This window comes from Roseococcus thiosulfatophilus (assembly GCF_017311575.1).
Lineage (GTDB): Bacteria > Pseudomonadota > Alphaproteobacteria > Acetobacterales > Acetobacteraceae > Roseococcus > Roseococcus thiosulfatophilus.
Genome location: NZ_JAFFQY010000011.1, coordinates 69,018 through 94,986, shown reverse-complemented (window position 1 = coordinate 94,986; position 25,969 = coordinate 69,018). Strand labels below are relative to the sequence as shown.

Here is a 25,969-nt window from a genome sequence, read left to right as displayed (position 1 = left end):
TGTTCCCCTGACCATGCGCGTCATTGTCGTAGGGGCCGGGATGGGCGGGCTCGCCGCCGCCACGGACCTGGCGCGGCAGGGCTGCGAGGTGACGGTGCTGGAGGCCGCCGCCTCACCCGGCGGGAAGATGCGCCATGTGGAGGTGGCTGGCCGCGGCGTGGATGCGGGCCCCACCGTCTTCACCATGCGCTGGATCTTCGAGGGGCTGTTCGCCGATGCCGGGCAGCGCCTCACGGACCACCTGACCATCGCGGCGTCGGACCTGCTGGCGCGCCATGCCTGGCGGACGGGCGGGCGGCTCGACCTCTTCGCCGACATCGAACGCTCGGCCGAGGCCATCGCGGCCTTCGCCTCGCCCGCCGACGCCCAGGGCTATCGCGATTTCTGCGCACGGAGCGCCACCATCCACGACACGCTGGTCGGGCCCTTCATCGCCTCCGAGCGGCCTTCCATGCTCGACCTGGTGCGGCGTGTGGGCGACCTGCGTGCGCTGTGGCGCACCATGCCGATGCGCACGCTGCATTCGGCACTGGGCGTGCATTTCCGCGACGTGCGGCTGCGGCAGCTCTTTGCGCGCTATGCGACCTATGTGGGTTCCTCGCCCTTCCTCGCGCCCGCCACGCTGATGCTGGTGGCGCATGTGGAGCAGGATGGCGTCTGGCAGGTGAAGGGCGGCATGCGCGCCGTGGCGCTGGCGCTGCATGGGCTGGCCGAGGGGCAGGGGGCCGGTTTCCGCTTCAACGCGCGGGTGGAGCGCGTGCTGATCGAGGGCGGGCGTGCGGCCGGCGTGCGGCTGGCGGGCGGGGAGGAACTGCGCGCCGATGCGGTGGTGTTCAACGGCGACGTCTCGGCGCTGCCCGCGCTGGGTGCGCGGGGCGAGGCCACGCCGCGCGCGAAGCGTTCCCTCTCCGCCATCACCTGGTGCGTGAACGCGCCGACCTCCGGCTTCGACCTCGCGCACCACAACGTCTTCTTCGCCGAGGATTACGCCGCCGAATTCGACGCGGTGTTCAAGCGCCGCCGCGTGGCCGAGGCGCCCACCGTCTACATCTGCGCGCAGGATCGCGGCGCGGTGGGCGAGGCGCCCGCACCCGGCGCGCCCGAACGCCTGCTGGTGCTGGTCAACGCGCCGCCCGATGGCGATGTGGCGCGCTTCGACGCCTCGGCCGAGGAAGCCCGCGCCTTCGCCCTGCTGCGCGCCTGCGGCCTGGAGGTGGAACGCGAGGGCATGGTCGCCACCACGCCGGAGGGCTTTCACGCAGTGTTTCCCGCGACCGGCGGCGCGCTCTATGGCCGCGCCAATCACGGCATGGCGGGCAGCTTCGCGCGGCTGGGCGCGCGTGGACCGTTGCCTGGCCTGTATCTCGCCGGCGGCTCCGTGCATCCGGGGCCGGGCATTCCCATGGCGGCCATGTCCGGGCGGCTTGCGGCGGCGCGGCTGCTGGAAGACCGCGCGGGCCGCCCGCGCCCCGTGCAGGGCCTGGGCCTTCAGGCCCGCGCGCGCTGAAAACTGGCCGCGTCCGGCACCACCTGGTCCAGCACGCGCGCCGAGGCCACCACGCCCGGAACCCCCGCGCCCGGATGCGTGCCGGCGCCCACCAGGAAGAGGTTGCGCGCCTCCTCGCTGACATTGTGCGGGCGGAACCAGGCGGATTGGAACAACTGCGGCTCCATGGCGAAGGCCGCGCCGTCGCGCGCGTTCAGGCGGTGCTGGAAGTCGAGCGGCGTCAGGATGCGTTCGGTCGTGATGTGGCGGCCGAGGCCGGGCAGCACCGTCTCCTCCAGCCGCTTCAGCACGCGGTCGCGATAGGGCTGAGCTTCGCGCGCCCAGTCGGTGCCGCTGCCGAGATTGGGCACGGGCGAGAGGACATAGAAGCTGTCGCGGCCTTCCGGCGCCAGCGAGGGGTCGTTCGCCGTCGGGCGGTGCAGATACAGCGAGAAGTCCTCAGTCAGCTTCTTGCGGGAGAAGATGTCGCGCAGCAGCCCTTCATAGCGCGGGCCCAGCACCATCGTGTGGTGATAGACGTCGTCGAAACGGCGATCGGTGCCGAAATACCAGACGAAAAGCCCCATGGAGTAGGCGGCGCGCGAGAGCTTCGCGTCCGTCCAGCGCCGGCGCTTCGCGGCCCCCATCAGCTTGCCATAGGTCCAGGCCGGATCGGCGTTGGAAACGACGACATCGGCCGCCAGCACCTCGCCCGACATCAGGCGCACGCCGCTGACGGCGCCATCCTGCGTCGTGATCTCGGCCACCTCGCTGTTCATGCGCAAGCTGCCGCCCTGGCGCGTGATCAGGTCGCACAGCGCCTGCACGATCGCCCCCGTGCCGCCCATGGCGTAGTGGACGCCGTGCAGCTTCTCCAGATGCGCGATGAGGCAGTAATAGGCCGTGGTGCTGAGCGGATTGCCGCCGATCAGCAGCGGGTGAAAGCTGAAGGCCACCCGCATCTTGTGGTTCTTGAAGTTCGAGGCGACCTTGCCGAAGACTGAGCGATAGCCCTGCAGCCGCACCATGTCCGGGATGGCGCGCAGCATGGTCGTGAAGCGGTGGAAGGGGCGGTCGGCGAGTTCGGCGAAGGCCACGTCGTAGATGGCCTTGCTGGCGGCGATATGCCGGTCAAAGCCTGCCACATCCTCGGGCGCCAGGCGCGCCACCTCGGCGCGCATCTTCTCCACATCGGCGCTGGCGCGGAACTCGGTGCCGTCGTCGAAGCGGATCACGTAGAAGGGGTCTATCGCGCGCAAATCCACCGCGTCCTGCATGCGTTCGCCGTGCAGCGCCCACAGCTCCTCCAGCAGGTAGGGCGCCGTGATGATGGTGGGGCCGGCGTCGAAGACATGCCCGTCCTGGCGGAAGGTGTAGGCGCGGCCGCCTGGCGCATCGAGCTTCTCGACCAGCGTCACGCGGAAGCCACGCGCCAGCAGCCGCACCGCGGCCGCGAGCCCGCCAAAGCCCGCGCCGATCACGACGGCCTCAGGGCGGGGCGGGGAGGAGATGACGTTCATCGTGGCGTGTTCCTGCAAGCGCGCCATCATCGCGCATCACGCGCGCGGAGGCCAAGGGAAAGCGCGGCTTTCAGACGAAGCCGAGCGTGATGAGCGCGAGCACGACATAGCGCCCGGTCTTCGCGATGGCGACGAGCAGCACGAAGCTCCAGAGCGGTTCGCGCATGATGCCCGCCACCACCGTCAACGGGTCGCCGATGATGGGCGCCCAGCTCAGCAGCAGCGACCAGCGGCCCCAGCGGTGATACCAGGCCTGGGCGCGGTCGAGCGAAGCCTCGCTCGCGGGAAACCAGCGCCGGTGGCGGAAGCGCTCCACCAGCCGCCCCAGCACGTAGTTGATGACGGAGCCCAGCGTGTTGCCGAGGCTCGCCACCGCGACCAGCAGCCAGGGTTCGATGTCGGACGCCAGCAGCATGCCGACCAGCACGGGCTCGGACGCCATGGGCAGCAGCGAGGCGGCGCCCAGCGCCACGAAGAACAGGCTGAGCAGGGCAAGGAAGGTCGTCATCGGCACCACAAAGGAAAGGGGCGGAAGGCCTGCGCCCTCCGCCCCCCTGGTCTAGCACGGCGTCCGGCTCAGTTGAGCGCGGGCGCCGGTGCGGGTGCCGCGGCCGGCTGCACGGGGGCCGAGGGGTCCGCCGCGGGGGCCGAGGTCTGGGTGGGCAGGATCAGCTCCGGGTAGTTCCGCAGCATCGGCGCACCATAGAGCGGCTGGTAGACGCCCAGGTGGCAGGTGGAGCAGTTCACCTTCAGCGTGTCGCCCAGCGGGCCGAGGCGGTTGGGCGGGAAGCGGTCCCGCAGGCTCTCGATGTAGTCGTTGTTGATGGCGCGCACCATCCGGATCCCGTGCCAGGCGGTCACGCGCTGCGGCGTGCTGCTGTCCCAGGAGGCGAAGGAACGGCTGTTGTGGCAGAAGGTGCAGTTCACGCCGAGCGACGTGGACATGTGCATCATCAGCCCATAGGTCCATTCGGTCTGCAGGATGCTCTGGTTGTTGTTCCGTTCGCGCGCGGAGCCCGAGATCACCCGGATTTCCTCGTCACCCCAGAGGTAGGGGGTGAAGGGGTCGGTCGGCAGGGTGGCGTAGCCGGTGGCCGAGACGGGCCGGTTCTGCTCGCCCGCCACCGCCCACATGCGCGAGGGCGCGGCGTTGGAAGGCTCCTGCGACCACACGGCGGCCGGCACGGCCTGGCCACGGTGGCAGGTGTAGCAGGTCACGCCCACTTCGCCATTCGCGTTTACGTGGTTGCTGTAGGTGGTGTTGATGGTGTGCACCATCTGCAGCATTCGCCGCGCCACGTGCTTGGTGTAGATGTCCTCGGACGCGAAGTTGCCGGGGACGTGGCAGCCATTGCAGCTCTGCGCGGGGTCCTCGGCGTTCGGATAGATCCACTCGCTCATCGCGAGCATGATCCGGCCGAACTGCTCCACGCTCAGGTGGCCCAGGATCTGCACGTTCTCGTAGACCTCGGAGGCCCGGGGGCTTTCGGGATCATTGGGAATGGCCTCGTCCATCTCCGGCACCACGTTGCGAGCCTGCACCGCGGCCAGGGTGCGGGTGTTGTAGACCTGCCCCATGGAAGTGCCGCGGAAGCCGGACTGCACCGTCTCGACCGTGGGCCGCTCGAAGGTGACGACCAGGAAGGCCGCGGCGGCAAGAGCCACCACCGCGGTCCCGAAGAGGAAGTTGAACTTCCTGAAGAACTCGGGCTTCATTTGTTCTCCTCCCTCAGCGCGTCGGGTCGATGATCGGGCCCCACACGGCCGGGTAGGCCGGCGCGAAGCGCTTCTCGATCGCCCAAAGGTACCAGTTGTCCACGACCGTGCCGGTGAGCAGGATGCCGATGCCGCCGGTCAGTGGCGTCAGCACCGCGAACCACCAGGCCCAGCGGTGGATGCTCTCGTAGGTGGCGTTGAAGCCCATGGTCCAGCGCCAGAAGATGCCGGCGCGTTCGGCGGCGGTGCCGCGGTCCATGGCCTGGTCCACCTCGCGCTCACCGCCGAAGCGGGCCACGGCCAGGATCGTGGCGCCGTGCATCGCGAACAGCAGCACGGAGCCGTAGAGGAACACGATCGAGAGCGCGTGGAACGGGTTGTAGAAGAGGTTCCCGTAGCGGATGGAGAAGGCGGCCGTCCAATCCAGGTGCGGGAAGATGCCGAAGGGCACCGCCTCGCTCCAGGAGCCCATCCAGAGCGGGCGCAGGAAGCCCAGCACCAGGAAGAGCCAGATGGCCGCCGCGAAGGCCCAGAAGGTGTGCTGGCCGAGCCCCAGCTGGTCCGCCCGGCGCCAGGTCCGCGCGAGCCAGAGCAGCACGGAGGCTGTCAGGAAGAAGCCGGCCATCAGCCACCAGCCGCCCTGGTTCAGCGGCGGGATGCGCAGCCCCCATTGCGGGCCAGGGGGCTCCAGCGCCAGCCAGGGCAGCAGGCGGATGAACTCCACCACGTTCCAGTTCACCGAGGCCAGCATGTTCAGGCCGATGATCTCGAAGGCGATGAAGCCGCAGGCCACCGACAGGATGCCGAGCCAACCCAGGTAGAAGGGCCCGATCTGCGCGTCGGCGATCAGGCCCAGCAGGCGGGAATGGCCTGGCCGTGCAACGCGCACCTCATTGTCGCGCGGCAGCGGCACGCCGGGATAGGAGACGCCCTTCGGCTGGATCCGCGTGAAGATAAATTGGTATTCCATCGTCGCGTCCCTCCCTCAGTTCCAGATCGGCAGCTGAAGCCACCAGTTCCACCATTCGGGCCAGCCGCGGGTCCAGAAGGGGCCGCTGATCACGATGCACACCGCGCTCCAGAACCCCGCCGACAGCGCGATGAACAGGCCGAGGCGATGGATGCCCAGCGTGCCGATCGAGTAGCCGATGAAGTCGCGGTAGAAGGTGTTCTCGTGCTCGGCGGTCTTCACCGTCTCACCCTTCTTGGGGTTGATGGCGGCGAGCACCAGCGAGGCATGGAGCGACAGCGCCAGCGTCGTGGTGAAGAAGAACGTCACCGCGATCATGTGCGCCGGGTTGTAGTGGAAGTGCAGGTACTGGTAGCCGACGTTGCTCACCCAATCGAGGTGGCTGAAAATCCCGTAGGGGAAGGCATGCCCCCAGGCACCCATCAGCACCGGGCGGATGACCACCAGGGTGATGTAGGCGAAGACCGCCATGCTGTAGGCCCAGGGGATGTGCATCCCCATGCCGAGCTTGCGCGAGATCTCGGCCTGGCGGAGTGCCCAGGACACGAAGGCGCCGATCGCGCAGATGGTGATCATCTGCCACAACCCGCCCTCGCGCAGCGGAGCAAGGCCCAGGCCATAGCGAAGGTCCGGAGGTGCTATGTTGATCAGCCACGGATTCCACGTGCCGCCGATGGCCGCGCCGTAGAGGATCAGGGCCGTGCCCACCAGCGAGAAGAAGAAGGTCGTGAGGCCGAAGAAGCCCACGTAGAAGGGACCCACCCAGAAATCGAACAGGTTCCCCCCGACGAGGGTGCCTCCCCGGACACGGTATTTGGCTTCGAAAGTCAGCATCGCCATGGCTTGATGCTCCTGTCATGGCAGGCGCGGAACCTGCCCCTGTGTGTCGTCATCCGCGACAGCGGGCGACGCCCGCTGCGCTTGCTTCGCCCACTGCCGTGGAGCGACACGGCCTGTGCCTACCGGACGCCGGCGGGCGTACGGGCCACGGGCTGACCCGCCGTGTAGGCGAGGCTTTCCGAGCACCAGCCGAGGTGGTCGCAGTAACGGGGCGAGCTGAGGACCACGAAGTGGATCACCGCCGCGATGCCGATGACGCCGACGGCGCCCAGCATGCCGAGACGGAGCGGGTTCGCCACCATCCAGATCTTATGCATGTGTTGGTCTCCTGAATGAGAACGTGAGGTGCAGGCCGCCCGCGGACGGGCAGCCTGCGCGCCTCAGTTGATGAAGAAGCGCCAGTCGGGCGGAACCACCTGGCTGCCGTAGACGAGCGGCCGCCACATCCACACCAGGATGTGCGCGCCCATCGAGGCGAAAACCGAGAAGATCCAGCCCTGCATGACGAGGCGGTGGACTTCACGCGCTTCGGGCTCGGTCAGACCTGCCCTAGCAATCACTTCGGCCATGTGTTGACCTCCATACGACCTTGCGGCCGGTTACCGCGCAAATCCCGCGCAGCAGGGTCGTGCAGGGCGAGGACCGCCCGGCACATCTGTCTTCCCGGCGGGGCCGGGCGGGCAGGGGGTTGGGCCGGATGCGCGGTCATGCCGGCTGCATCTCTGGCGAGAGGATGGTGCGCGCGCGCTCCAGCGTCACACGCGGCTCTCCGGCATCGCGCGCCGCCTGCTCCACCTGCTCGCGCAGGCGCTTGGCGGCCGAGATGCGGATGAGGAAGGGCTCGCGCTCCACACGCGCATCGAGCAGCGCCTGCGCCGCCTCCTCCCACACGTCGGAGGCGCGCGCGGGCGTCGCCGCGATCTTGTCGAGCTCGGTGCCCAGCGGAAGGATGTGGAACAGCGCGTCGAACAGCGCGTTGCAGTATTCCTGGACGATGTAGGTCGCCCCCGCATAGCCCATGAAGGGCGTGCCAGTGGCGCGGCGGATGATCGCGCCCGGGAAGCTCGCCGGGATGTAGGCCGCCTTCTGCCCGGCCTCGGCCATGTACATGCGCTCGTTGAAGCTGCCGAAGACGACTAGGCCCGGGGACTTCATCGCCTCGCGCGTGGCCGCGTTGTCGGGCTTCTGGCCCGCCTGGCGGCTGGCGGAATAGGCGCAGGGGATGCCCATCTCCTCGGTGAGGAACTGCGTCAGCCCATGCGTGTAGGTGTGCGTCGCCACCACGGAATAGGGCGCCGAGGCGAAGAAGTCCTGCGTCACCGAACGCCACAGATCCCACAGCGGCTTCAGCGTGGTGTGCTTCTCGCGCTCGATGAAGGGCTCGGGGTCGAGGCCTGTGAGTTCGCCCAGCTTGCGCAGGAAATTCGTGGTCGCGAACATGCCGATGGGCGCCTGGAGGTAGGGGCGCTCCAGCTCCTCGCAGAGCTTCCGGCCGAACTCGCGGTAGAGGCAGATGTTCACATCCGCGTCCGGCAGCTTCGCGATGTCCTCCACATGGGAGCCCAGCGGGAAGACCAGGTTCACCTCGCAGCCGATGCCCTCCACCAGGCGGCGGATTTCCGCGAGGTCGGAGGGCATGTTGAAGGTGCCGTAGATGGGCCCGATGATGTTCACCCGCGGCGTGGGGCCGAGCTTCGGGTTGCGCGCGCGCACCTTGCGCCCCCGCGCGCCGAACTCGGTCCAGAGCCACATGATGGCGCGGTCCGCCGCCTGCCACTGATCCTCGTCGATCGTGCGGCAGATGAAGCGCTGCAGGTTGCTGCCCTGCGGTGTCACGCCGCCGCCGATCATCTCGGCGATGGAGCCCGTCACCACCACGGCGGGCAGGTCGGGGTCCTGCGTGGCGGCCGCGCGGCGCATGTTGGGCTCGGTGCCGTTCTGGCTGAGGCTTTCCTCATCGAGGCCCGTGACCACGATGGGCAGCTCATGCGGCGGCAGCGCGTCGGTGTAGTGCAGCACCGCCGTCACGGGCAGGTTCTCGCAGCCCACCGGGCCGTCGATCACCACGCGCATCCCGCGCACCGCGGCGAAGGCGTAGATGGCACCCCAGTAGCCGCCGGCGCGGTCATGGTCGAGGACGAGCATGGCGTCAGCTCCCCACCGCTTCTTCGGCCTTGGCCTTCGCCGCGCGCAGCTTGCGCTGGCGCTCGCGGAAGCCGGGCGGGTCGGTCGGCTTCTCGCGGAAGCCGTAGCCCGCGCCGTCCGGCGTGCCGACGCCCTCGAAGAAGCTCACCATGCGGCCGAAGCGCTCGCGCCCGCGCGTCTGCGCGGCCACGATGCCGGCCATGGAGGCCGCGCCCGCGATGCCGAAGAGCGGCCGCGCGCTCACCATGTTGGTGAAGTAGAGGGCGGGCGTGCCCATCTCCTTCGCCTTCTGCACCAGCGGCGTGGTGCCGAGCGCCAGGTCCGGCTTGGCCTCCTTCATCGCGGCCAAATCCTGCTCCAGGCTCGCGCGGTACTGCACGTGGCAGCCATGGGCCTTCAGCCAGTCGGCATCGGCCGCGGACCATTCGGTGCGCGGGCAGGCGGTGCCAACATAGGGCACCTCGGCGCCGGCCTCGATCAGCAGGCGGGCCACGAGCAGCTCACTGCCCTCATAGCCCGAGACGGTGATGCGCGCGTTCACGCTGTTCTTCGCCAGCACGCCGCGGATGGCGGGGATCACCGCCTGGCGCGCGGCTTCGCGCTGGGCGGAGGGCACGTCGGCGGCGAGCCCGATGGCCTCGATCCAGTCGGCCGTGCCGTCCACGCCCACGGGGCCCGAGCCCACCACCTGGCGACCGGCCGCACGGAACTCGCGCACGCTCGCCGTGTAGAAGGGGTGCAGGGCGGCGACGGCGGCGCAGTCCAGCGCGGCATACATGTCGCGCCATTCGCGGCAGGGCGCCTGCGCGCCGGCGGCCAGGCCCATGGGTGCGAGGATCTGGCCGATGCCCACCGGGTCGGCGGGAAAGAGTTCGCCGATCAGCGTGATGCGGCGTGCGTCGGTCAGGTTGCGCGGGCGCGCGACGGGGCCGGCCTCGGCCTCGTTGCGGGCGTAGCGCAGCATGGCACCGGCCAGCACGTCCTTGGCTTCCGCATGGGTCGGCACGCCGAAGCCCGGCACGTCAATGCCGATGATCCGCACGCCGTTGATCTCCTTCGGCAGGAGTTCCAGCGGCACGCCCGAGGCGGTGGGCACGCAGAGATTCGTGATGACGACCGCGTCGTAATCCTCGGGCTTCGCGATCTCGTGCACCGCCTCGCGGATGTCCTCGAACAGCTTGCCCGTGACCAGCGTCTCGGAGTTGAAGGGCACATAGCCCACGGTGCGCTTCGCGCCGTAGAAGTGGCTCGTGAAGGTCAGCCCATAGACGCAGCAGGCGCTGCCCGAGAGGATGGTCGCCACGCGCCGCATGCGCAGCCCCACGCGCAAGGACCCGAAGGCGGGGCACATGCTCTGCGGCTGGTCATGCGGGCCGCGCGGGTAGTCGGCCATCAACTGGTCCATCACCGCAGTCTTGCCGGCGGCGCGGGCGGCGGCGTCCAGCGTCTCGCGGCCACCATGGCAGCCGGAGCCTTCCGTCGCGCGTGGGGGGAGGGCGTCCATGCCTCAGACCCCCTCGTAGACCACTTCGAGGGAGGGCTTGTTCAGCACTTCGCTGCCACACATGTCCTCCATGGTGGCGGGGTCGAGCACCACGCCACGGCCCACCGCATCGCCCTTGAACAGGTTCAGCAGGTTCTCGTGGGTCAGCGGGTTGGGGCGCAGCGGGGGCGCTTCCGCCACCTGCACGCCGAGCGCTTCGAACAGCGAGGCCCATGGACCGCCTGGCGTGCCCACGATCTCGTAATTGGCACTCTTGCGGCGGATGTCGTCATCGGCGGGGATGGCGGCCAGGACAGGGATGCCCACGGCGTCCGCGAAGGCCTGCGCCTCGCCCGTGCCGTCATCCTTGTTGATGACGAGGCCCGCGACGCCGACATTGCCGCCCAGCTTGCGGAAGTAGTCCACCGCCGAGCAGACATTGTTCGCGACATAGAGCGACTGCAGGTCGTTCGAGCCGACCACGATCACCTTCTGGCACATGTCGCGCGCGATCGGCAGGCCGAAGCCGCCGCACACCACGTCGCCCAGGAAGTCGAGCAGCACGTAGTCGAAATCCCACTGGTGGAAGCCCAGCTTCTCCAGCAGCTCGAAGCCATGGATGATGCCGCGGCCGCCGCAGCCGCGGCCCACTTCCGGCCCGCCCAGCTCCATCGCGAAGACGCCGTCGCGCTTGAAGCAGACATCGCCGATCTGCACCTGCTCACCGGCCGCCTTCTTCTTGGAGGAGGTCTCGATGATGGTGGGGCAGGAGCGCCCGCCGAACAGCAGCGAGGTGGTGTCGCTCTTGGGGTCGCAGCCGATGAGCAGCACGCGCTTGCCCTGCTGCGCCATCATGTAGCTGAGGTTCGCGAGGGTGAAGGACTTCCCGATGCCCCCCTTGCCATAGATCGCGATGATCTGGGTTTGCTTCACGGCCGGCGGCGCCTCGATCGAGGCGGCGTCGGCGGAAGACGAAGGCTGCATGTTCCCGGACACAGCGTTCATTCGAACTTCCTCCAATCAAGAATCATCTTCAGGCAGCGCGCATCGCCGAAGGCGGTGCGATAGGCATCGGGCGCCGACTCCGCGGGTTCCCGATGGGTGATGAGACCGTCCAGCGAGAGCTTCCCGGACGCGATCAGCGCGTTCAGCGCCGCCATGTCGTTCGGGTGCCACTCGGCGGCGATGCGAATGCGCGCCTCGCGCATGAAGGCGGGGGCGAAGGCGAAGGAGAGGCGGTCGTAGAAGCCTGCCAGCGTGATCTCGCCGCCGGAGCGCAGCCGGCCGATCAGCAGGTCCAGGATGTTCGCATCGCCGCTCGCGTCGCAGATGCGGCCGTAGTCGCGGCGCCCGTCCCGGTCGGCGTCGAGCACCTGGTAGCCCCGCGCGTCATCGGCACGCTCGGGGCTGCTCTCCCACACCACCGGCGCGGGGGCACCCATGGCCAGCGTGATGCGCGCGAGCAGCCGGCCCAGCACGCCATGGCCGATGATGAGCTCGGGCGGGTGTTCGGCAATGGCGTGGTAGGCGGTGGCGGCCAGCGCCAGCAGCACCGCGCGCTCACCCAGCTCCTCGCCCACGGGCACGACGCGCTTGCCGGAGGAGACGAGGCGGCCGGCCGCGCCGCCGAACAACCCCCGCACGTCCCGGAACCCGCGCGAGCCGGGGATGAATACCCGCGAGCCCACCGCCTGGCCCGAGGCCGGGCCCGCCTGCACCACGCGGCCCACGCTCTCATAGCCGGGCACCAGCGGATAGCCCATGCCGGGGAAGTTCGGCATGCGGCCGGTGTAGAGGAGCTTTTCCGTGCCGGTGGAGATGCCGGACCACTCGACATCCACGACCACATCCTCGTCCCCCGGCGCGACGAGGCCCACACGCTGCAGCCGCAGGTTTTCCGGCTCGGTCAGGATGACGGCGATCGTGTCCATTTGGACGGGACTTCCCCCAGGAAGATGCAGGGTCACTGTAAGGTGACGATGACAGGTGTCAAGTAAAATGGACATATACCCATGGTGGCGGGGCCGTCACAGCGCCCCCGCGGGCAATGTCTTCGGCAGGAGGCGCCGCGCGCCCTCGCGAATCAGCGCGCCCAGCGCCGCGCGGCCGCGGCAGGGCGGCACGGCGGCGGCGGCGGCATCGGCCAGGGCTTCGAGTCGCGCCACGGCGCCGCGCAGCCCCAGCTCGCGCACCGCGCTGGGCCGGCCCAGCGCCGCATCGCGGCCCACGGGCTTGCCCATCTCCTCGGCGGCCGAGATGGCGTCGCCGATGTCGTCGGCCACCTGGTAGGCCTCGCCCAGCCGCTCGCCGACCGCGCGCCAATCCTCGATGGGGCCGCCCGCCGCCGCCGCGCCGGCCATGCTGGCGCCCGCGAAGAGCGCCGCCGTCTTGGCGCGGTGGTAGGCGGAGACGTCCACATGCGTCTCGCATTCCCAGGCCTGGCCGGCGACGATTCCGCTCGGTGTCCCCACGGAATCCGCCACGATGCGCATGACCTGGGCGCTCCGCGCGGGGTGGCGCGCCGGGGCGCGCAGCACGGTCTGGAAGGCCAGCACGATGAGCGCATCGCCCGCGAGAAGCGCCAGCGGCTCGCCGAAGGCGCGGTGGACGGACAGCCGCCCGCGCCGCGTCGCCGCGTCGTCGAAGCAGGGCATGTCGTCGTGCACGAGCGAGGCGCAGTGCATCAGCTCGATGGCGGCCGCCGCGGCCTCGGCCAGCGCCGGGTCATCCCCCCCGCAGGCCTCGGCCGCGGCCAGGCACAGCCTGGGCCGCACCCGCGCGCCGCCGGGAAAGACGGCGTGCTGCATGGCCAGGTTCAAGAGGGGCGGCGTCGCCCCGGGGGCGAGGGCCGTGTGCAGGCTCCGCTCGATCCGCGCGGTGATGTCCATGGGGCGTCTCCCTTCCGAAGGGAGACCATGGCACCTCACACCCCCGTGTGTCACTTAGAATTGACACAAGAAGCTGTCCAATCCGCGTGCGGGCCTTACATCATGCCCAGCACGGCCTCCGCCGCCGCCTCACTGGGCAGGCCCTGGGCGGGACGGAGCCGGGCCAGCGCCTCGGCGAAGCCCGCCCGCTGCAACGCCACCGCCTCGCCGCCCGCCAGCAGGGGGCGCAGCGCGGCGGCCAGCTTGTCTGGCGTGCAGTCCTGCTGGATGAATTCCGGCACCACCTGGCGGTCGCAGAGCAGGTTCACCAGGCTCGCGAAGCGCACCCGCACCAGCCGCCGCGCGATGGCGGCCGTGATGGGGTTCACCCGATAGGCCACCACATGCGGCAGCCCCGCCACCGCCGCCTCCAGCGAGGAGGTCCCGGATTTGATCAGCCCTGCCGTGGCCGCCGCGAAGGCATCGGCCTTCTCGCGCGGCTCCCGCACGAAATGGACGGGGCGGCCGAAGCCCGCCGCCTCGCGCCGCACCTCCTCGGCCACCGTGCCGGCGAGGCCCAGCACGGGGACGACCTCTTCCCGCAGGGCGCGGATGGCCTCGGTGAAGATGGGAAGCAGCCGCCCGACCTCGCCGCGCCGGCTGCCGGGCATGACGACCAGCCCCGGCCCCTCCAGCGGGAAGCGCGTGGCGTCGCCCTGGGCGGCCTCGCTTTCCAGGATGGGGTGGCCCACGAAGCTGACGGGGATGCCCGCCGCCTCGAACAGCGGCGCCTCGAAGGGCAGCAGGGCGAGGATACGGTCCACCCGCTGCGCGATCTTCTTCACGCGCCCCGGCCGCCAGGCCCAGATCTGCGGCGCGACGTAGTGCACCACCGGGATGCCCAGCGGCCGCACGCGGGCCGCGAGGCGCAAATTGAAGCCCGGGCTGTCAATGGTGACGACGATGCGCGGGCGGCGGCGCGCGATGTCGGCCGCGGTCTCATCCAGCCGTCGGGCCAGGCGCCGCAGGCTGGGCAGCACCTCCAGGAAGCCCATCAGCGCGAGTTCACGGATGGGAAACAGGCTCTCGAAGCCCTGTTCCGCCATGCGCTCCCCGCCCAGACCGGCGAACTCCACATCGGGCGCGCGGGCATGCAGCGCCTTCATCAGCCGCGCCCCCAGCACATCGCCCGAGGCCTCGCCAGCCGAGAGGTAGAGCAGCGTCACGTGAAGGGCAGGGGGGCGGGGGGCGGGATGGGGCCCGGCCAGTCGCGGTGGTTCCGCACCGCGCCATCCGCCCGCACCGCCTCCAGCCGCGCGGGGTCTAGGTCGGCGAACACCAGCCCCGGCGCGTCCAGCACGCCCGCCGCCACCACACCATCCGCCGCGAAGCCGCGGTCCACCGGGCCGAAGACGCAGGCCGCGCCGTGGTTCTCATCCAGCGCCGCCGAGGCCGCGAAGCCGCCCACCGTCGGCGCCACCGCCACGAAGCACTGGTTTTCCATGGCGCGCGCCTGGGCCGCGATGCGCACGCGGTGCCAGCCATGCAGCGTGTCGGTGCAGGAGGGCACCAGCACCAGCCAGGCGCCCGCCTCCACCTGCGCGCGCACCAGCGATGGGAACTCCGCGTCGTAGCAGATGGCCAGCCCGACGCGCCCCCAGGGTGTGTCGAAGACACCGGGCGGGGCGCCGGCCTCGACGCCCCAGCGCTCGGCCTCGAAGCGCGTCATGCGGAACTTGTCCTGGAAGGCCAGGCGTCCCTCGGGCGTGATCAGCGGCGCGCGGTTGATGACGCGCCCGCCCATCGCCACCGGCAGCGTGCCGGGCGCCAGCCAGAGACCATGCCGCGTCGCCGCCCCGCGCATGGCGTCCAAGATGGCGCCGCTCGCGGCCACCATGGCGCGCAGCTCCGTGGCTTCGTCCGCCTCGCGGTTGCCGGCCAGGGCGGCGCCCAGCTCCACGCAGGCATATTCGGCCGTCAGCAGCAGATCGGCGCCGCCCGCGCGCGCCTGCCCGCACCAATGGTCGAGCTTGGCCACATAGGCCGCCACATCGGGCAACGGCTCCACCGGCCAGGCCAGCGTCGCGAGCCTCACGCCAGTTCCTTCACCCAGAAGGCGAGGGTGTGCGGCGTCTCCCGGTCATCCCCCAGCTCCCGCCAGCGCATCACGCAGGAAAGTTCCGGGTGGTGCACATAGCCGCGCTTGCGCCAGAAGGCGTCGAGCGGCGTGTAATCCGCTGGCCGGCGCGGATCGTTGGGATTGCGGACCACGGCGCAGAAGGTCGCGATGCGAAGCCCCAGCGCGCGCGCATGCGCCTCGCGCGCCGTGAAGAAGGCTACACCGAGCCCCTGGCCGCGATAGGAGGCGCGCAGCACCGATTCCCCGAAATAGCACGTGGCCGCGATGTCATGGCCCGAGCGCGCGAAGGCCTCCCGCACCTCGCCATGGGTTTCCGCCATGGGCTGGCAAGTCGCGGCCCCCACGGCCGCCTCGCCATCCAGCGCCACGACGATGGCGGCGCCTTTCCCCTCGGCATAGGTGGCGAGGTAGCGCGCCTCCTCCTCGCGGTCGCCCGCGTAGAGGTAGGGGAATTCCGCGAAGACCTCCGTCCGCAGCGCGGCCAACGAGGCGAGGTGCGGGCGCGCGGCGGCGCCGGCCAGGGTTTCGAGCCGAACCGTCATGCCGCGGCGTCCAGGAAGGCGCGCAGCCCATCCTCGACCACCTGCGGCTCCAGGTCGCGCAGGATGAAGACGAGGCGCGAGGACCGGTCATCCCCCGCCGGCCATTCCGCCAGGCGCTGGGGCGGGTGGAAGCTGTGCTGCACAGCGTGCATCACGACCGGCCCGGCCTCGCCCTTCAGGTTCAGGATGCCCTTCATGCGCAGCATCCGCTCGCCCTGGGTCATGGCCATCATTTCCAGGTAGCTGGCCAGGCCTTCCCAGGGCAAAGGCGCGTCGAAGCGCAGGCACAGCGCGCGGATGCGCGAATCATGCCGATTCACGTCATGGTGGTGATGGTGGTGGTGATGCCCGGCGGCGGCGATCCAGCCCGTGATGTCGGGCAGCTTGCCATCCGCGCCGAAGGGCCCGGCGTCGAGCAGTTCCTCGACCGTGGCCGTGCGCGCATCCAGCACCGGCGCCACCGGGTTCAGCGCGGCAAGGCGTTCCCGCAACGGCGCCGGGTCCGCCAGGTCCGCCTTGCTGATGACGAGCCGGTCCGCCACGGCCACCTGCCGCCGCGCCTCCTCCTGGGCATCGAGCGTCGCCATGCCCGCCACCGCGTCCACCAGCGTCACCACCCCATCGAGGCGGTAGTCGCGCAGCAGCAGCGGGTCGCGCATCAGGGTGTGCAGGATGGGGGCGGGGTCGGCCAGGCCCGTCGTCTCGATCACCACGCGCCGGAATTCCCGCCCGCGTGCCGCGAGGTCACGCAGCGCGCGCGACAGGTCACCCCGAATGGTGCAGCACAGGCAGCCCGAGGCCAGCAGCACCGAATCCTCCTCCGGCGCGCTGATGAAGAGGTGATCGAGCCCCACCTCCCCGAACTCGTTGATCAGCACGGCGGTGCCGGCCATGGCCGGGTCGTGCAGCAGGCGGTTCAGCAGCGTGGTCTTGCCCGCGCCCAGGAAGCCGGTCAGCAGCGTGACGGGGGTGCTCATGCGCCATAGAGCCTTTCGGGGCTGATGAGGGGGGCCATGATCTCGGAAAGCTCCCCCTCGCGCGGGGCCAGGTAGAAGCAGCTGCGGCGCCCGGTGTGGCAGGCCACGCCATGCTGATGGACCAGCAGGAGAATGGTGTCGCCGTCGCAGTCGAGGCGCAAATCCCGCACCTCCTGGTGCTGGCCGGAGGTCTCGCCCTTGCGCCACAGCCCGCCGCGGCTGCGGCTGTAGTAGCAGGCGCGGGCGGTGGCGAGCGTCTCGTCCAGCGCCGCTTCGTTCATCCAGGCCATCATCAGCACCTCGCCCGTGTCGTGCTGCTGGGCGATGGCGGGGACGAGGCCGCGCATGTCGAAGCGCACCGCGGCCAGGATGCGGGCGCGGGCGGCCGCATCCTGGAGAGGGAGGGGGGAGGGGGTGTCCGTCATCGTCCGACACTATATGTCAGAAGCGGCAGCGCGATGAGGGGCGGATGGAGCTGGACACCATGCTCGAACAGGCGGCGGCGCAATGCGCGAAGCGTGGCGCGCAGCTCACGCCCCTGCGCCGCCAGGTTCTCCGCCTGGTGCTGGAGGCCGAGCAGCCCGTGGGCGCCTACGCCCTGCTGGACCAGTTGAAGGCCCAGCGCGCCGGCGCCGCCCCGCCCACCGTCTATCGCGCGCTGGATTTCCTGCTGGAACAGGGGCTGATCCACAAGCTGGAGCGGCTGAACGCCTTCACCCCCTGCATCGAGGCCGGGCACGACCATGGCGCCCACAGCCACCCGCACCAGTTCCTGATCTGCCGCCGCTGCGGCACCACCACCGAACTCACCGACCACGACGCCGCCCATGCGCTGGAGGCGGCCGCCGCCCGCGCGGGCTTTCGCGTGGAGCGCATGACGGTGGAGCTGGAAGGCCTCTGCGCCGCCTGCGCCAAGCCCTGAACGACCCGGAGAGAATGAACCGCATGGACATCGCCACCCCGATCGCCGCCACGAAGCAGGAGGCGCTTTCGGCGCGCTATGGCGCCGCCATCCCGCCCGCCGGCCCCTGGAACGAGCATGTCGCGCTGCTGCTCTCCCACCGCTCCATCCGCGGCTACCGGCCGGACGCGCCGCCCGCCGGCACGCTGGAGACGCTGGTCGCCGCCGCGCAATCCGCCGCCACCAGCTCCAACCTGCAGACCTGGTCGGTCGTCTCGGTGACGGACCCGGCCAAGCGCGCCGCCATGGCGAAGCTGGCCGGCAACCAGAAGCATATCGAGCAATGCCCCATCTTCCTGGTGTGGTGCGCCGACCTCTCGCGCAACGCCCGCATGGCGGAGGAGGCGGGCCGCGTGCTGGAAGGCCTGCCCTACCTGGAAAGCTTCCTGGTGGCCGCCATTGACGCGGCGCTGGCCGCGCAGAACGCGGTGGTGGCCGCGGAATCGCTGGGGCTTTCCACCGTCTATATCGGCGCCCTCCGCAATGACCCCGAGCAGGTGTCGCAGTTGCTGGCCCTGCCGCCGGGCGTCATGGGCGTCTTTGGCCTCTGCGTGGGCTATGCCGCCGAGGGCGTGGCGAACGAGGTGAAGCCGCGCCTGCCCCAGGCCAGCGTGCTGCACCACGACACCTACGCCACGAAGGACGAAGCCAGCCTGCGCGCCGCCTATGATAACGAGATGGCCGCCTTCTCCGCCCGCCAGGGCATGGACAATGACAACTGGTCGGGCCGCGTCCTGCAACGCATGGACACCATCCGCGCGCTGAACGGCCGCGACCGGCTGAAGGCGGCGGTGCGCGCGCTGGGCTTCCCGCTCAGGTAGCGGGCAGGGGATACCGGTCCAGATAGGGCCGGTATTCCGGCTCCACATCGATGGCGAGGCTGGCCAGCGTCCGCACCACGGCGCAGTAGAAGGCGCAGGTCAGGGTCAGCTCCACCATCCGGGCATCGTCCAATTCGGCCTGGAGGGCGGTGAAGGTCGCCGCCTCCATCCCGCCCGCGAAGACCTCCGCGGCACCTTGCAGGACGAGGCGGGCCAGGGGCTCCAGCCCCTCGCCCCCCGCCATCAGGGCGCGGATGTCGGCGTCGGTCACGCCGAATTCCATGCCGATCTTCACATGGTGCGACCACTCATAGGGCGAGCGCGCGAGCCAGCCGACCTGCAGGATGGCCAGTTCCCGCAGCCGGGCGTCCAGCGCCATGCCGTAGCGGATATGCTTGCCCAGCCCCGAGAAGGCCCGCGCCATGCCCGGCGCGTTGACCAGCGCGCGGTGCAGGGTGATGGGCCGGGCCAGCAGCTCCTGGTCCTCGGGCGCCAGATCCTCGCGGTCGCGATAGGGGATGCGGGCCATCAGCCCTTCTCCTTCACCCGGCCGGCCTGGAAGCCCGGGCTGGCCCGCAGCGCCTCGGTCGTGTCGAAGTCGCGCAGCACGCCGTCATCGGCGACCTCCACCTCGACCAGCCGGTCGGCGTGGCGGCCCACCAGTTGCCGCGCGCCCACATCGCCCGTGATCTCCATCATGGCCGGCACGAATTCGCGCGCCCAGAGCACGGGGTTGCCCTGCTTGCCGCGGAAGGTGGGCTGGACGATGGCGCGGCCCTCCTCCGGGTCGAAGGCCGAGACCAGGCGCTGGATCACGGAAGGCGTCACCAGCGGCATGTCGCCGAGTGCCACCAGGACGCCCTCCGCGCTTTCGGGCAGGGCCGCGAGACCGGCGCGCAGGCTGGCGGAGAGCCCCTCCGCGTAGTCCTCCGCATGGGCGAAGATGACGGGGCGGCCGAACAATGCCTCCTGCACCCGCTCCCGCTCATGGCCGGTCACCACCAGCACGGGGCGCACGCCGCTTTCCAGCACCGAATCCACCACGCGGGCGATCATGGCGACACCTTGCGTGTCGGCCACCAGCAGCTTGTTCAGCGGCGCCATGCGGCGCGAGCGTCCGGCGGCGAGCACCAAGCCCGCCACCTGGCGCGGCCGGCGCGGGGCGCGGGTGGGGGGCGGGGTGGCCGGCGCCTTCTCGCGCGGCAGCGGCCGCGTCTCGATCTCCTTGAGCAGGCCGCCCACGCCCATGGCCATGATGTCGCGCGCGCGCACGGGAATGCCGGCGAAGAGGCGCTGCAACACCCAGTCGAAGCCGTTCAGCTTGGGGCTGCGGGCGCAGCCGGGCAGCACCATGGCGGGAATGCCGTCCAGCTCGCCCAGGCAGATCAGGTTGCCCGGGTCCACCGGCATGCCGAAATGCTCGATGCGGCCGCCCGCCTTCACGATGGCAGCGGGGCCGACATCGCGCCGGTCCACCGTGGCTGAGGCGCCGGCGATGAGCAGCATCTCCGCCCCCTGGCGCTTGAGCCGCGCAAGGGCATCGGCCGTGGGGCCGGCCTCGTGGCGGGCGCGCTCCACCGGCAGCAGCGTGCCCATCAGGGCCTCCACGCGGGCGCGGGTGACCTCCACCGCGCCCTCCATGGCGCTTTCCTTCACGCCCGGCAGCTCGGTCATCACCAGCCCCACCTTCATGGCGCGGTAGGGGTGCAGCGAGAGCGCCTGGCCGCCGCGCAGCAACGCCTCGGCCACCGAGAGCGCCGGCCCCGGCACCGCGAAGGGGATGATCTTGATGGTGGCCAGCATCTCCTTCGGGCTGACCTGGCTGTAATTGGGCAGGGTGGCCAGGGTGATGCTTTCGTCCAGCGTGTTCAGCCGCTCGATCAGCGCGGCGTCCAGCACCAGCAGCCCGGCGCTTTCGGCCAGCAGGTTCACCCGCCCCGTCGCGGCCTTGCTGCGCGCGATCAGCGGCCGCAGCGCGGCATCGGCGATGCGGGACGCCGCCTCATCCTCCGGCACGTCGCCCGGGGCCATGCGGGCGGCCACCACCTGGGGCTGCCCCGCGGCGCGCAGCGCGGCCACGGCGTCGGCATCCAGCACCGTGCCCTTCTTCAGCACGCGCTCTTTCAGGCGGATGGTGTGGGCGAGGATGGCGCCCTCGGCCTCGTCCAGGGGCGTGGGACCAAAGATCATTTGCCGCGCCTCCGCGCCACCACCTGCGCCATGATGGACAGCGCGATTTCCGGCGCCGTCACGGCGCCGATGTCCAGCCCCACCGGGGCCGCGATGCGGGCGATGGCGGCATCGCCATGGCCCAGTTCCTTCAGACGGTCCAAGCGCTTGGCATGGGTGCGCCGGCTGCCGAGCGCGCCCACGTAGAAGGCGCGGCTCTTCAGCGCCACGTCGAGCGCGGGGTCATCGAGCTTGGGGTCATGCGTGAGCGTCACGATGGCCGTGCGCGTGTCGGGGGCCAGCGCCACCATCGCCTCATCCGGCCAGTCGTGGTTGAGTGCCACACCGGTGAAGCGTTCCTCGGTGGCGAAGGCGCGGCGTGGGTCCACGATGGTGACGGCGAAGCCCATCCCGGCCGCCATGGGCGCCAGCGCCTGGGCCACATGGACCGCGCCCACGATGATGAGGCGCAGCGCCGGGTTGTGCGGCTGGAGGAACCAGGCCTCGCCCTCGCTTTCCAGATTGGCCGTGCGGTCGGAATCCAGCGCCGCCTGCGCGGCCTCGGCCAGGCTTCCCGGCAGCGCCTCATCCGGCCAGAGGCATTGGTGGCCGTCCGAGAGCCGCGTCAGCAGCACCACGGGGCGGCCCGCCGCGCGTGCGGCGCGCAGGCTGGCCAGCAAAGCGAGTTTCACGCCAGTTTCTCCACGAAGACCTTGAGCTTGCCGCCGCAGGCCAGCCCCACCTCCCAGGCACGCTCATCGCTGATGCCGAAGTCGAGCAGCTGCGGCTGGCCGGTCCGCATCGTCTCCTGCGCCACATCGGCCACCGCGCCCTCGATGCAGCCGCCCGAGACGGAACCCGCCATCCGCCCCGAGGCGGTGACGACCAGCATGGACCCCGCCGGCCGCGGCGAGGAACCCCAGGTTTCCACCACCGTCGCGATGGCGACCTGCTCTCCCGCCTCGGCCCAGGCGGCGGCGGTCTCCAGCATGTCTTCGGTCATCGTCCGTGCTCCCGCTTGGGGGTTTCACTCAGCGCATCCACCAGCGCCTTGAGGCTGGCGAGGTTGTGCACCGGGCGGAAGTCATGGACATGGGGCAGCATCGCCCGGATGCCCTGGGATTTGGGTTGGAAGCCGGCGTAGCGCAACAGCGGATTCAGCCAGATCAGCCGCCGGCAGGAGCGCTGCAGCCGGTCCGTGGCTTCCGCCAGCCCCCGCCCGCCCTCGCGGTCCAGCCCGTCGGTGATCAGCAGCACCACGGCCCCCTGGCCCAGCACGCGGCGGCCCCAATCCTGGTTGAAGCGTTCCAGCGCCTCGCCGATGCGCGTCCCGCCCGACCAGTCGGGGACGATGTGGCTGATCATCTCGAAGGCGATCTCGGGGTCCTTGTGGCGCAATTGCCGCGTGATGTTGGACAGGCGCGTGCCGAAGAGGAAGCTGTGCACCCGGTCGCGGTCGGCCGTGACCGCGTGCATGAAGTGCAGCAGGATCTGCGCGTAGCGCGCCATGCTGCCCGAGATGTCGCAGATCGCCACCAGCGGCGGCGTGCGCTCGACCTGGCGGCGGCGGGCGATGGTCGCGATCTCGCCGCCCGTGCGCGTCGCGGCACGGATGGTGGCGCGCACATCCACGCGCGGCCCCAGCGGGTCCGGGCGGAAGCGGCGGGTGGGGCGGGCGTCCAGCGGCAGGACGAGCTTGCGGATTTCCTGCTTGGCCTGGCTGATCTCGGCGGCGCTCATCGCCTCGAAATCCATCTGCTGCAGGCGTTCGCGCTCGGACACCGTCATGGAGGCGTCCAGCTCGCGCTTCTCCTCCTCCTCGGGCGGGGGGGGCGGCTTGGGGCGGTCGCCCGCCATGGCCTCGGCGAGGCGACGTCCGCCGGGCTTGGCGCGCTCCTCGGGCTTCTGCGCCTCCATCAGCGCGAGCGCCGCCCCGGCGCGGGCGCGTTCCGGGTCGCGCCAGAACAGCTCGAAGGCGGCGTCGAAGACCTCGTTCTGCTCGTGCTTGCGCAGCAGCGTGGCCTTGAGCGCGGCGCGGAACCCCGCCCGGCTGTCGAGGCCCGCGATGCTCAGCGCCTCCATGGCCAGCAGCGCATCGCCGGGCCCGACGGAAAGCCCCACGCGCCGCAGTAGGCGCACGAAGGCCTGGATGTTCGGCGCGAGCGCGGCCGCCGGCCTGAGCGGCGCCGGCGGAACCTGCATGGATTCGCGGGGCGGGATCACGCCCGCGCGCCTTCCTTCGCCTCCGCCACCAGCCGCGCCGCCTCCTCGCCGCGCAGCTTCGCGATGTCGTCCTGGTATTTCAGCAGCACGCCGAGCGTGGCGTTCACCGCGCCGGCCTCCAGCTCCCGCGCATCCAGCGCCGCCAGGGCATTGGCCCAGTCGATCGTCTCCGCGACACCCGGCAGCTTGTAGTAGTCGCCCTGGCGGAGCCGCTGCACGAAGGCCACGACCTGGGCCGAGAGGCTTGCCGCCACATGCGGCGCGCGCATGGCCAGGATGGCGCGCTCCCGCGCCGCGTCGGGGTAATCCACCCAATGATAGAGGCAGCGCCGGCGGATGGCGTCATGCACCTCCCGCGTACGGTTGGAGGTGATGATGACCACGGGCGGCGTGGCCGCATGGATGGTGCCGAGCTCGGGCACCGTGATCTGGAAGTCGCTCAGCACCTCCAGCAGGAAGGCCTCGAAGGGCTCGTCCGCGCGGTCCAGCTCGTCAATCAGCAGGACGGAGGGCTCGCCCTCCAGCGCGCGCAGCAAAGGCCGCGCCTCCAGGTAGCGCCGTTCGTAGATGGAGGCTTCGAGGTTCGCCGTCTCGCCACGCGCCTCGGCCATGCGGATGGCCATGAGCTGGCGCGCATGGTTCCACTCATAGGCCGCCGCCGAGAGGTCCAGCCCGTCATAGCATTGCAGCCGCACCAGGCCGCGCGGGAGTTGCGCGGCCAGGACCTTCGCGATCTCGGTCTTGCCGGTGCCGGGCTCGCCCTCCAGGAAGAGGGGGCGGCCCATCCGCAGCGCCAGGTGCACCGTGGTGGCCAGCGCCGCATCCGCCACATAGCCGCCCGCCGCGAGCAGCGCGGTGGTGGCCGCGACGTCGGCCGGCAGCGTGGCGGTCACGTCAGGAAGATCAGGAACAGCACGAAGAGCATGCCGGCGCTGCCGATCCAGAAGACGAGAGGCATTCCAAGGAACTCCGAAGGGATGAGGGAGAAGACCGAGATGGCGGCCGGCGCGGGCGCGGCGGCAGGAGCCGGGGCGGGGGCCGCGCCGGGCATGGCCACCACCTGAGCCTTGGGCTCCAGGTTCGCCTTGAAACGGTCGAAGAACTGGTCGGCCATCTGCTTGGCGGTGCTGTCGATCAGCCGCGCGCCGAGCTGGGCCATCTTGCCGCCCACCTGCGCCTTCACATGGTAGCGCAGCAGGGTCTCGGTGGGGCTGACCTCGTCCAGGTGGACATCGGCGCCGCCCTTGGCGAAGCCCATGGCGCCGCCATTGCCCTCGCCGGTGATGGTGTAGCTGGCCGGCGGGTTGAGGTTGTCGAGCTTCACCTTCGCCGAGAACTTGGCCGCCATCGGCCCGATCTTGATGGCCAGGCGGGCCGCAAGCTCGGTCTCGGACAGTTTCTCGATGCTCTCGCAGCCCGGGATGGCGGCCTTCAGCGCCTCGGGGTCGTTCAGGGCCGCCCAGACCTCGGCGCGGGGCGCCTCGATCCGGCGCTCGCCTGACATTTCCATGGGATATCTCCTAAGCTTGTCGCGTTATTAGGGGCCGGGGCGCCCCCACGCAAACCCCCCGGCGCGCCGGGGGGTGTCCCAAGGGCTGGAAACCGTGGTCGTTCTGTTGACGCGCGGGGCTTTTTGGGGAAAGCCTTGCCCGCTTTTTCCAGGGGGTGGCCTTGCGTCCGGTTCTGATCGCGCTCTTGCTCGCCTGTGTCGTTACCCCCGCCCATGCCGCGTCCATAGATGGCAGCCAGATCGGATTGATCTGGGGCCTGCCCTTCGCGGGCATCCTGCTCTCCATCGCGCTGATGCCGCTGCTGGCCCCGCATTTCTGGCACCACCACTACGGCAAGGTGGCGGCCGCCTGGGGGGCGGCCTTCCTCGTGCCCTTCGCCGCCCTCTTCGGGGTGGGGGCGGCGGCGAACGAGGTCGCCTTCGTGCTGGTGGATGAATACATCCCCTTCATCGTGCTGCTGCTGGCGCTCTACACCACGGGCGGCGGGGTGCTGCTGCGCGGCACGCTGGTGGGCACGCCGCTGACCAACACGGCCATCCTGGCCGTCGGCACCATCCTGGCCAGCATGATGGGCACCACCGGCGCCTCCATGCTGCTGATCCGCCCGTTGCTGCGCGCCAATGCCGACCGCACGCGCAAGGTGCACAGCTTCGTCTTCTTCATCTTCCTGGTGTCCAACATCGGCGGCAGCCTGACGCCCATCGGCGACCCGCCGCTCTATCTCGGCTTCCTGAAGGGCGTGTCCTTCTTCTGGCCCACCATCCACCTCTTCCTGCCCTTCGCGCTCTGCGCCGTGGCGCTGCTCGGCATCTACTTCCTGCTGGACAGCTGGCTCTACGCGAAGGAGCCGGTGAAGCCCGGCTTCGAGGGCGCGCGGGTGCGCCTGTCCATCGAGGGCTGGGTGAACGTCGCCCTCATCCTCGTCGTGGTCTTCGGCGTGCTGCTCCAGGGCATCTGGAGCCCGGGCACCACCACCGTGCTGGGCCAGACCATCGGCATCGAGCGGCTGGTCGCCATCGCGATCTTCCTGGGCGTCACCGCCGTCTCCATGCTGCTGACCTCCAAGACCCTGCGCGAGGCGAATGGCTTCACCTGGGGCGCGATGGCGGAGGTGGCCAAGCTCTTCGCCGCCATCTTCATCTGCATGGGCCCGGTCATCGCCATCCTGAAGGCCGGCCCCGCGGGGGCCATGGCGCCGCTGGTGGCGCTGACCTCCGATGGCGCCGGCGCGCCCATCCCCTGGGTGTATTTCTGGCTGACCGGCGGGCTGTCGAGCTTCCTCGACAACGCGCCCACCTACCTGGTCTTCTTCAACCTGGCGGGCGGCGACCCCGCCTTCCTGATGACGCAGGGGGCCGCGACGCTGGCCGCCATCTCGGCCGGCGCGGTGTTCATGGGCGCCAACACCTATATCGGCAACGCGCCGAACTTCATGGTGAAGGCCATCGTGGAGGAGAACGGGGTGCGGATGCCCTCCTTCTTCGGCTATTTCGCCTGGGCCTGCCTGTTCCTGGTGCCGCTCTTCGTGCTGTGCACCTTCCTGTTCTTCATCTGACCGATTTTCCCCGCGTGATCCGGTGATCACGCCCAGACCGGAG

Annotated in this window: 28 protein-coding genes; 4 read left to right on the top strand and 24 right to left on the bottom strand. The window is 70.5% G+C overall.

Going from position 1 to position 25,969, the window contains the following annotated elements:
* The first annotated feature begins 13 nt into the window (after positions 1 to 13).
* Complete coding sequence (gene crtD / locus JTN19_RS06135) at positions 14 to 1,507, top strand: 1-hydroxycarotenoid 3,4-desaturase CrtD (RefSeq protein WP_206931030.1); 1,494 nt, start codon at positions 14 to 16, stop codon at positions 1,505 to 1,507.
* Here crtD and crtI read toward each other — a convergent pair.
* The 17 genes from crtI to hisI all read right to left on the bottom strand — a co-directional run bounded on the left by crtI (position 1,489) and on the right by hisI (position 17,111).
* Positions 1,489 to 3,006, bottom strand: a complete 1,518-nt coding sequence (gene crtI, locus JTN19_RS06130) for a phytoene desaturase family protein (protein WP_206931029.1) — start codon at positions 3,004 to 3,006, stop codon at positions 1,489 to 1,491. The two genes, crtD and crtI, sit on opposite strands and share 19 nt — an antisense overlap.
* Before the next feature lie 70 nt (positions 3,007 to 3,076).
* A complete protein-coding gene (locus tag JTN19_RS06125) occupies positions 3,077 to 3,514 on the bottom strand; it encodes a YqaA family protein (protein WP_206931028.1) in 438 nt (145 codons plus the stop codon).
* Positions 3,515 to 3,582: 68 nt separating this feature from the next.
* Complete coding sequence (gene pufC, locus JTN19_RS06120) at positions 3,583 to 4,722, bottom strand: photosynthetic reaction center cytochrome PufC (protein WP_206931027.1); 1,140 nt, start codon at positions 4,720 to 4,722, stop codon at positions 3,583 to 3,585.
* Positions 4,723 to 4,735: 13 nt separating this feature from the next.
* Positions 4,736 to 5,692, bottom strand: a complete 957-nt coding sequence (gene pufM / locus JTN19_RS06115) for a photosynthetic reaction center subunit M (protein ID WP_206931026.1) — start codon at positions 5,690 to 5,692, stop codon at positions 4,736 to 4,738.
* A gap of 15 nt (positions 5,693 to 5,707) precedes the next feature.
* Positions 5,708 to 6,532, bottom strand: coding sequence for a photosynthetic reaction center subunit L (pufL, locus tag JTN19_RS06110; protein WP_206931025.1), 825 nt, complete (start codon positions 6,530 to 6,532; stop codon positions 5,708 to 5,710).
* Between the two features lie 119 nt (positions 6,533 to 6,651).
* Complete coding sequence (pufA, locus tag JTN19_RS06105; RefSeq protein ID WP_191084598.1) at positions 6,652 to 6,849, bottom strand: light-harvesting antenna LH1, alpha subunit; 198 nt, start codon at positions 6,847 to 6,849, stop codon at positions 6,652 to 6,654.
* A gap of 63 nt (positions 6,850 to 6,912) precedes the next feature.
* Complete coding sequence (locus JTN19_RS06100) at positions 6,913 to 7,101, bottom strand: M14 family metallopeptidase (RefSeq protein WP_191084599.1); 189 nt, start codon at positions 7,099 to 7,101, stop codon at positions 6,913 to 6,915.
* A 136-nt stretch (positions 7,102 to 7,237) separates the two neighbouring features.
* Complete coding sequence (gene bchZ, locus JTN19_RS06095; RefSeq protein WP_206931024.1) at positions 7,238 to 8,677, bottom strand: chlorophyllide a reductase subunit Z; 1,440 nt, start codon at positions 8,675 to 8,677, stop codon at positions 7,238 to 7,240.
* A gap of 4 nt (positions 8,678 to 8,681) precedes the next feature.
* Positions 8,682 to 10,181 carry a chlorophyllide a reductase subunit Y gene (gene bchY, locus JTN19_RS06090; protein WP_206931023.1) on the bottom strand — a complete coding sequence of 500 codons (1,500 nt, stop codon included), beginning with the start codon at positions 10,179 to 10,181 and terminating at the stop codon, positions 8,682 to 8,684.
* A gap of 3 nt (positions 10,182 to 10,184) precedes the next feature.
* Complete coding sequence (locus tag JTN19_RS06085; protein WP_206931022.1) at positions 10,185 to 11,165, bottom strand: chlorophyllide a reductase iron protein subunit X; 981 nt, start codon at positions 11,163 to 11,165, stop codon at positions 10,185 to 10,187.
* A complete protein-coding gene (gene bchC / locus JTN19_RS06080) occupies positions 11,162 to 12,091 on the bottom strand; it encodes a chlorophyll synthesis pathway protein BchC (protein WP_206931021.1) in 930 nt (309 codons plus the stop codon). Before bchC ends, JTN19_RS06085 begins: the two co-directional genes overlap by 4 nt.
* 96 nt (positions 12,092 to 12,187) lie before the next feature.
* Positions 12,188 to 13,048 carry a polyprenyl synthetase family protein gene (locus JTN19_RS06075; protein ID WP_206931020.1) on the bottom strand — a complete coding sequence of 287 codons (861 nt, stop codon included), beginning with the start codon at positions 13,046 to 13,048 and terminating at the stop codon, positions 12,188 to 12,190.
* A gap of 95 nt (positions 13,049 to 13,143) precedes the next feature.
* The gene (lpxB, locus tag JTN19_RS06070; RefSeq protein ID WP_206931019.1) at positions 13,144 to 14,253 is read right to left on the bottom strand and encodes a lipid-A-disaccharide synthase; all 1,110 of its coding nucleotides are present in this window, start codon (positions 14,251 to 14,253) and stop codon (positions 13,144 to 13,146) included.
* Positions 14,250 to 15,122, bottom strand: a complete 873-nt coding sequence (locus tag JTN19_RS06065; RefSeq protein WP_206931018.1) for a nitrilase-related carbon-nitrogen hydrolase — start codon at positions 15,120 to 15,122, stop codon at positions 14,250 to 14,252. Before JTN19_RS06065 ends, lpxB begins: the two co-directional genes overlap by 4 nt.
* Positions 15,119 to 15,709: a GNAT family N-acetyltransferase gene (locus JTN19_RS06060; RefSeq protein ID WP_206931017.1), complete on the bottom strand. Its 591-nt coding sequence runs from the start codon at positions 15,707 to 15,709 to the stop codon at positions 15,119 to 15,121. Before JTN19_RS06060 ends, JTN19_RS06065 begins: the two co-directional genes overlap by 4 nt.
* Positions 15,706 to 16,686: a CobW family GTP-binding protein gene (locus JTN19_RS06055; protein WP_206931016.1), complete on the bottom strand. Its 981-nt coding sequence runs from the start codon at positions 16,684 to 16,686 to the stop codon at positions 15,706 to 15,708. The genes JTN19_RS06060 and JTN19_RS06055 overlap by 4 nt, the downstream gene beginning before the upstream one ends.
* A complete protein-coding gene (gene hisI / locus JTN19_RS06050) occupies positions 16,683 to 17,111 on the bottom strand; it encodes a phosphoribosyl-AMP cyclohydrolase (RefSeq protein ID WP_206931015.1) in 429 nt (142 codons plus the stop codon). The genes JTN19_RS06055 and hisI overlap by 4 nt, the downstream gene beginning before the upstream one ends.
* A gap of 44 nt (positions 17,112 to 17,155) precedes the next feature.
* On the opposite strand from hisI, the gene JTN19_RS06045 reads away from it, so the two are divergent.
* The gene (locus JTN19_RS06045; RefSeq protein ID WP_206931014.1) at positions 17,156 to 17,608 is read left to right on the top strand and encodes a Fur family transcriptional regulator; all 453 of its coding nucleotides are present in this window, start codon (positions 17,156 to 17,158) and stop codon (positions 17,606 to 17,608) included.
* 23 nt (positions 17,609 to 17,631) lie between these two features.
* Complete coding sequence (locus tag JTN19_RS06040; protein ID WP_206931013.1) at positions 17,632 to 18,468, top strand: NADPH-dependent oxidoreductase; 837 nt, start codon at positions 17,632 to 17,634, stop codon at positions 18,466 to 18,468.
* Here JTN19_RS06040 and JTN19_RS06035 read toward each other — a convergent pair.
* Genes JTN19_RS06035 through JTN19_RS06005 form a run of 7 tightly spaced genes read right to left on the bottom strand, consistent with a single transcriptional unit; the run spans position 18,461 to position 24,370 of the window.
* Positions 18,461 to 18,997 (bottom strand): carboxymuconolactone decarboxylase family protein, encoded by a 537-nt coding sequence (locus JTN19_RS06035; RefSeq protein WP_206931012.1) that lies wholly within the window; start codon positions 18,995 to 18,997, stop codon positions 18,461 to 18,463. The two genes, JTN19_RS06040 and JTN19_RS06035, sit on opposite strands and share 8 nt — an antisense overlap.
* The gene (locus JTN19_RS06030; protein WP_206931011.1) at positions 18,997 to 20,658 is read right to left on the bottom strand and encodes an NTP transferase domain-containing protein; all 1,662 of its coding nucleotides are present in this window, start codon (positions 20,656 to 20,658) and stop codon (positions 18,997 to 18,999) included. The genes JTN19_RS06035 and JTN19_RS06030 overlap by 1 nt, the downstream gene beginning before the upstream one ends.
* Positions 20,655 to 21,329, bottom strand: coding sequence for an XdhC family protein (locus tag JTN19_RS06025; RefSeq protein ID WP_206931010.1), 675 nt, complete (start codon positions 21,327 to 21,329; stop codon positions 20,655 to 20,657). The genes JTN19_RS06030 and JTN19_RS06025 overlap by 4 nt, the downstream gene beginning before the upstream one ends.
* A complete protein-coding gene (locus JTN19_RS06020) occupies positions 21,326 to 21,640 on the bottom strand; it encodes an XdhC family protein (RefSeq protein ID WP_206931009.1) in 315 nt (104 codons plus the stop codon). The genes JTN19_RS06025 and JTN19_RS06020 overlap by 4 nt, the downstream gene beginning before the upstream one ends.
* Complete coding sequence (locus tag JTN19_RS06015; protein ID WP_340643285.1) at positions 21,637 to 22,860, bottom strand: vWA domain-containing protein; 1,224 nt, start codon at positions 22,858 to 22,860, stop codon at positions 21,637 to 21,639. The genes JTN19_RS06020 and JTN19_RS06015 overlap by 4 nt, the downstream gene beginning before the upstream one ends.
* The gene (locus JTN19_RS06010; RefSeq protein WP_206931008.1) at positions 22,857 to 23,753 is read right to left on the bottom strand and encodes an AAA family ATPase; all 897 of its coding nucleotides are present in this window, start codon (positions 23,751 to 23,753) and stop codon (positions 22,857 to 22,859) included. Before JTN19_RS06010 ends, JTN19_RS06015 begins: the two co-directional genes overlap by 4 nt.
* Positions 23,750 to 24,370 carry a CoxG family protein gene (locus tag JTN19_RS06005; RefSeq protein ID WP_206931007.1) on the bottom strand — a complete coding sequence of 207 codons (621 nt, stop codon included), beginning with the start codon at positions 24,368 to 24,370 and terminating at the stop codon, positions 23,750 to 23,752. Before JTN19_RS06005 ends, JTN19_RS06010 begins: the two co-directional genes overlap by 4 nt.
* 161 nt (positions 24,371 to 24,531) lie before the next feature.
* On the opposite strand from JTN19_RS06005, the gene JTN19_RS06000 reads away from it, so the two are divergent.
* The gene (locus JTN19_RS06000; protein WP_242530910.1) at positions 24,532 to 25,926 is read left to right on the top strand and encodes a sodium:proton antiporter; all 1,395 of its coding nucleotides are present in this window, start codon (positions 24,532 to 24,534) and stop codon (positions 25,924 to 25,926) included.
* The last annotated feature ends 43 nt before the right edge of the window (positions 25,927 to 25,969 follow it).

Excerpts from the sequence above, each read along its gene's own strand:
- crtD (WP_206931030.1), top strand. The coding sequence starts at position 14 with ATGCGCGTCATTGTCGTAGGGGCCGGGATGGGCGGGCTCGCCGCCGCC.
- crtI (WP_206931029.1), bottom strand. The coding sequence starts at position 3,006 with ATGAACGTCATCTCCTCCCCGCCCCGCCCTGAGGCCGTCGTGATCGGC.
- JTN19_RS06125 (WP_206931028.1), bottom strand. The coding sequence starts at position 3,514 with ATGACGACCTTCCTTGCCCTGCTCAGCCTGTTCTTCGTGGCGCTGGGC.
- pufC (WP_206931027.1), bottom strand. The coding sequence starts at position 4,722 with ATGAAGCCCGAGTTCTTCAGGAAGTTCAACTTCCTCTTCGGGACCGCG.
- pufM (WP_206931026.1), bottom strand. The coding sequence starts at position 5,692 with ATGGAATACCAATTTATCTTCACGCGGATCCAGCCGAAGGGCGTCTCC.
- pufL (WP_206931025.1), bottom strand. The coding sequence starts at position 6,532 with ATGGCGATGCTGACTTTCGAAGCCAAATACCGTGTCCGGGGAGGCACC.
- pufA (WP_191084598.1), bottom strand. The coding sequence starts at position 6,849 with ATGCATAAGATCTGGATGGTGGCGAACCCGCTCCGTCTCGGCATGCTG.
- JTN19_RS06100 (WP_191084599.1), bottom strand. The coding sequence starts at position 7,101 with ATGGCCGAAGTGATTGCTAGGGCAGGTCTGACCGAGCCCGAAGCGCGT.
- bchZ (WP_206931024.1), bottom strand. The coding sequence starts at position 8,677 with ATGCTCGTCCTCGACCATGACCGCGCCGGCGGCTACTGGGGTGCCATC.
- bchY (WP_206931023.1), bottom strand. The coding sequence starts at position 10,181 with ATGGACGCCCTCCCCCCACGCGCGACGGAAGGCTCCGGCTGCCATGGT.
- JTN19_RS06085 (WP_206931022.1), bottom strand. The coding sequence starts at position 11,165 with ATGAACGCTGTGTCCGGGAACATGCAGCCTTCGTCTTCCGCCGACGCC.
- bchC (WP_206931021.1), bottom strand. The coding sequence starts at position 12,091 with ATGGACACGATCGCCGTCATCCTGACCGAGCCGGAAAACCTGCGGCTG.
- JTN19_RS06075 (WP_206931020.1), bottom strand. The coding sequence starts at position 13,048 with ATGGACATCACCGCGCGGATCGAGCGGAGCCTGCACACGGCCCTCGCC.
- JTN19_RS06060 (WP_206931017.1), bottom strand. The coding sequence starts at position 15,709 with ATGACGGTTCGGCTCGAAACCCTGGCCGGCGCCGCCGCGCGCCCGCAC.
- JTN19_RS06055 (WP_206931016.1), bottom strand. The coding sequence starts at position 16,686 with ATGAGCACCCCCGTCACGCTGCTGACCGGCTTCCTGGGCGCGGGCAAG.
- hisI (WP_206931015.1), bottom strand. The coding sequence starts at position 17,111 with ATGACGGACACCCCCTCCCCCCTCCCTCTCCAGGATGCGGCCGCCCGC.
- JTN19_RS06045 (WP_206931014.1), top strand. The coding sequence starts at position 17,156 with ATGGAGCTGGACACCATGCTCGAACAGGCGGCGGCGCAATGCGCGAAG.
- JTN19_RS06040 (WP_206931013.1), top strand. The coding sequence starts at position 17,632 with ATGGACATCGCCACCCCGATCGCCGCCACGAAGCAGGAGGCGCTTTCG.
- JTN19_RS06035 (WP_206931012.1), bottom strand. The coding sequence starts at position 18,997 with ATGGCCCGCATCCCCTATCGCGACCGCGAGGATCTGGCGCCCGAGGAC.
- JTN19_RS06030 (WP_206931011.1), bottom strand. The coding sequence starts at position 20,658 with ATGATCTTTGGTCCCACGCCCCTGGACGAGGCCGAGGGCGCCATCCTC.
- JTN19_RS06020 (WP_206931009.1), bottom strand. The coding sequence starts at position 21,640 with ATGACCGAAGACATGCTGGAGACCGCCGCCGCCTGGGCCGAGGCGGGA.
- JTN19_RS06005 (WP_206931007.1), bottom strand. The coding sequence starts at position 24,370 with ATGGAAATGTCAGGCGAGCGCCGGATCGAGGCGCCCCGCGCCGAGGTC.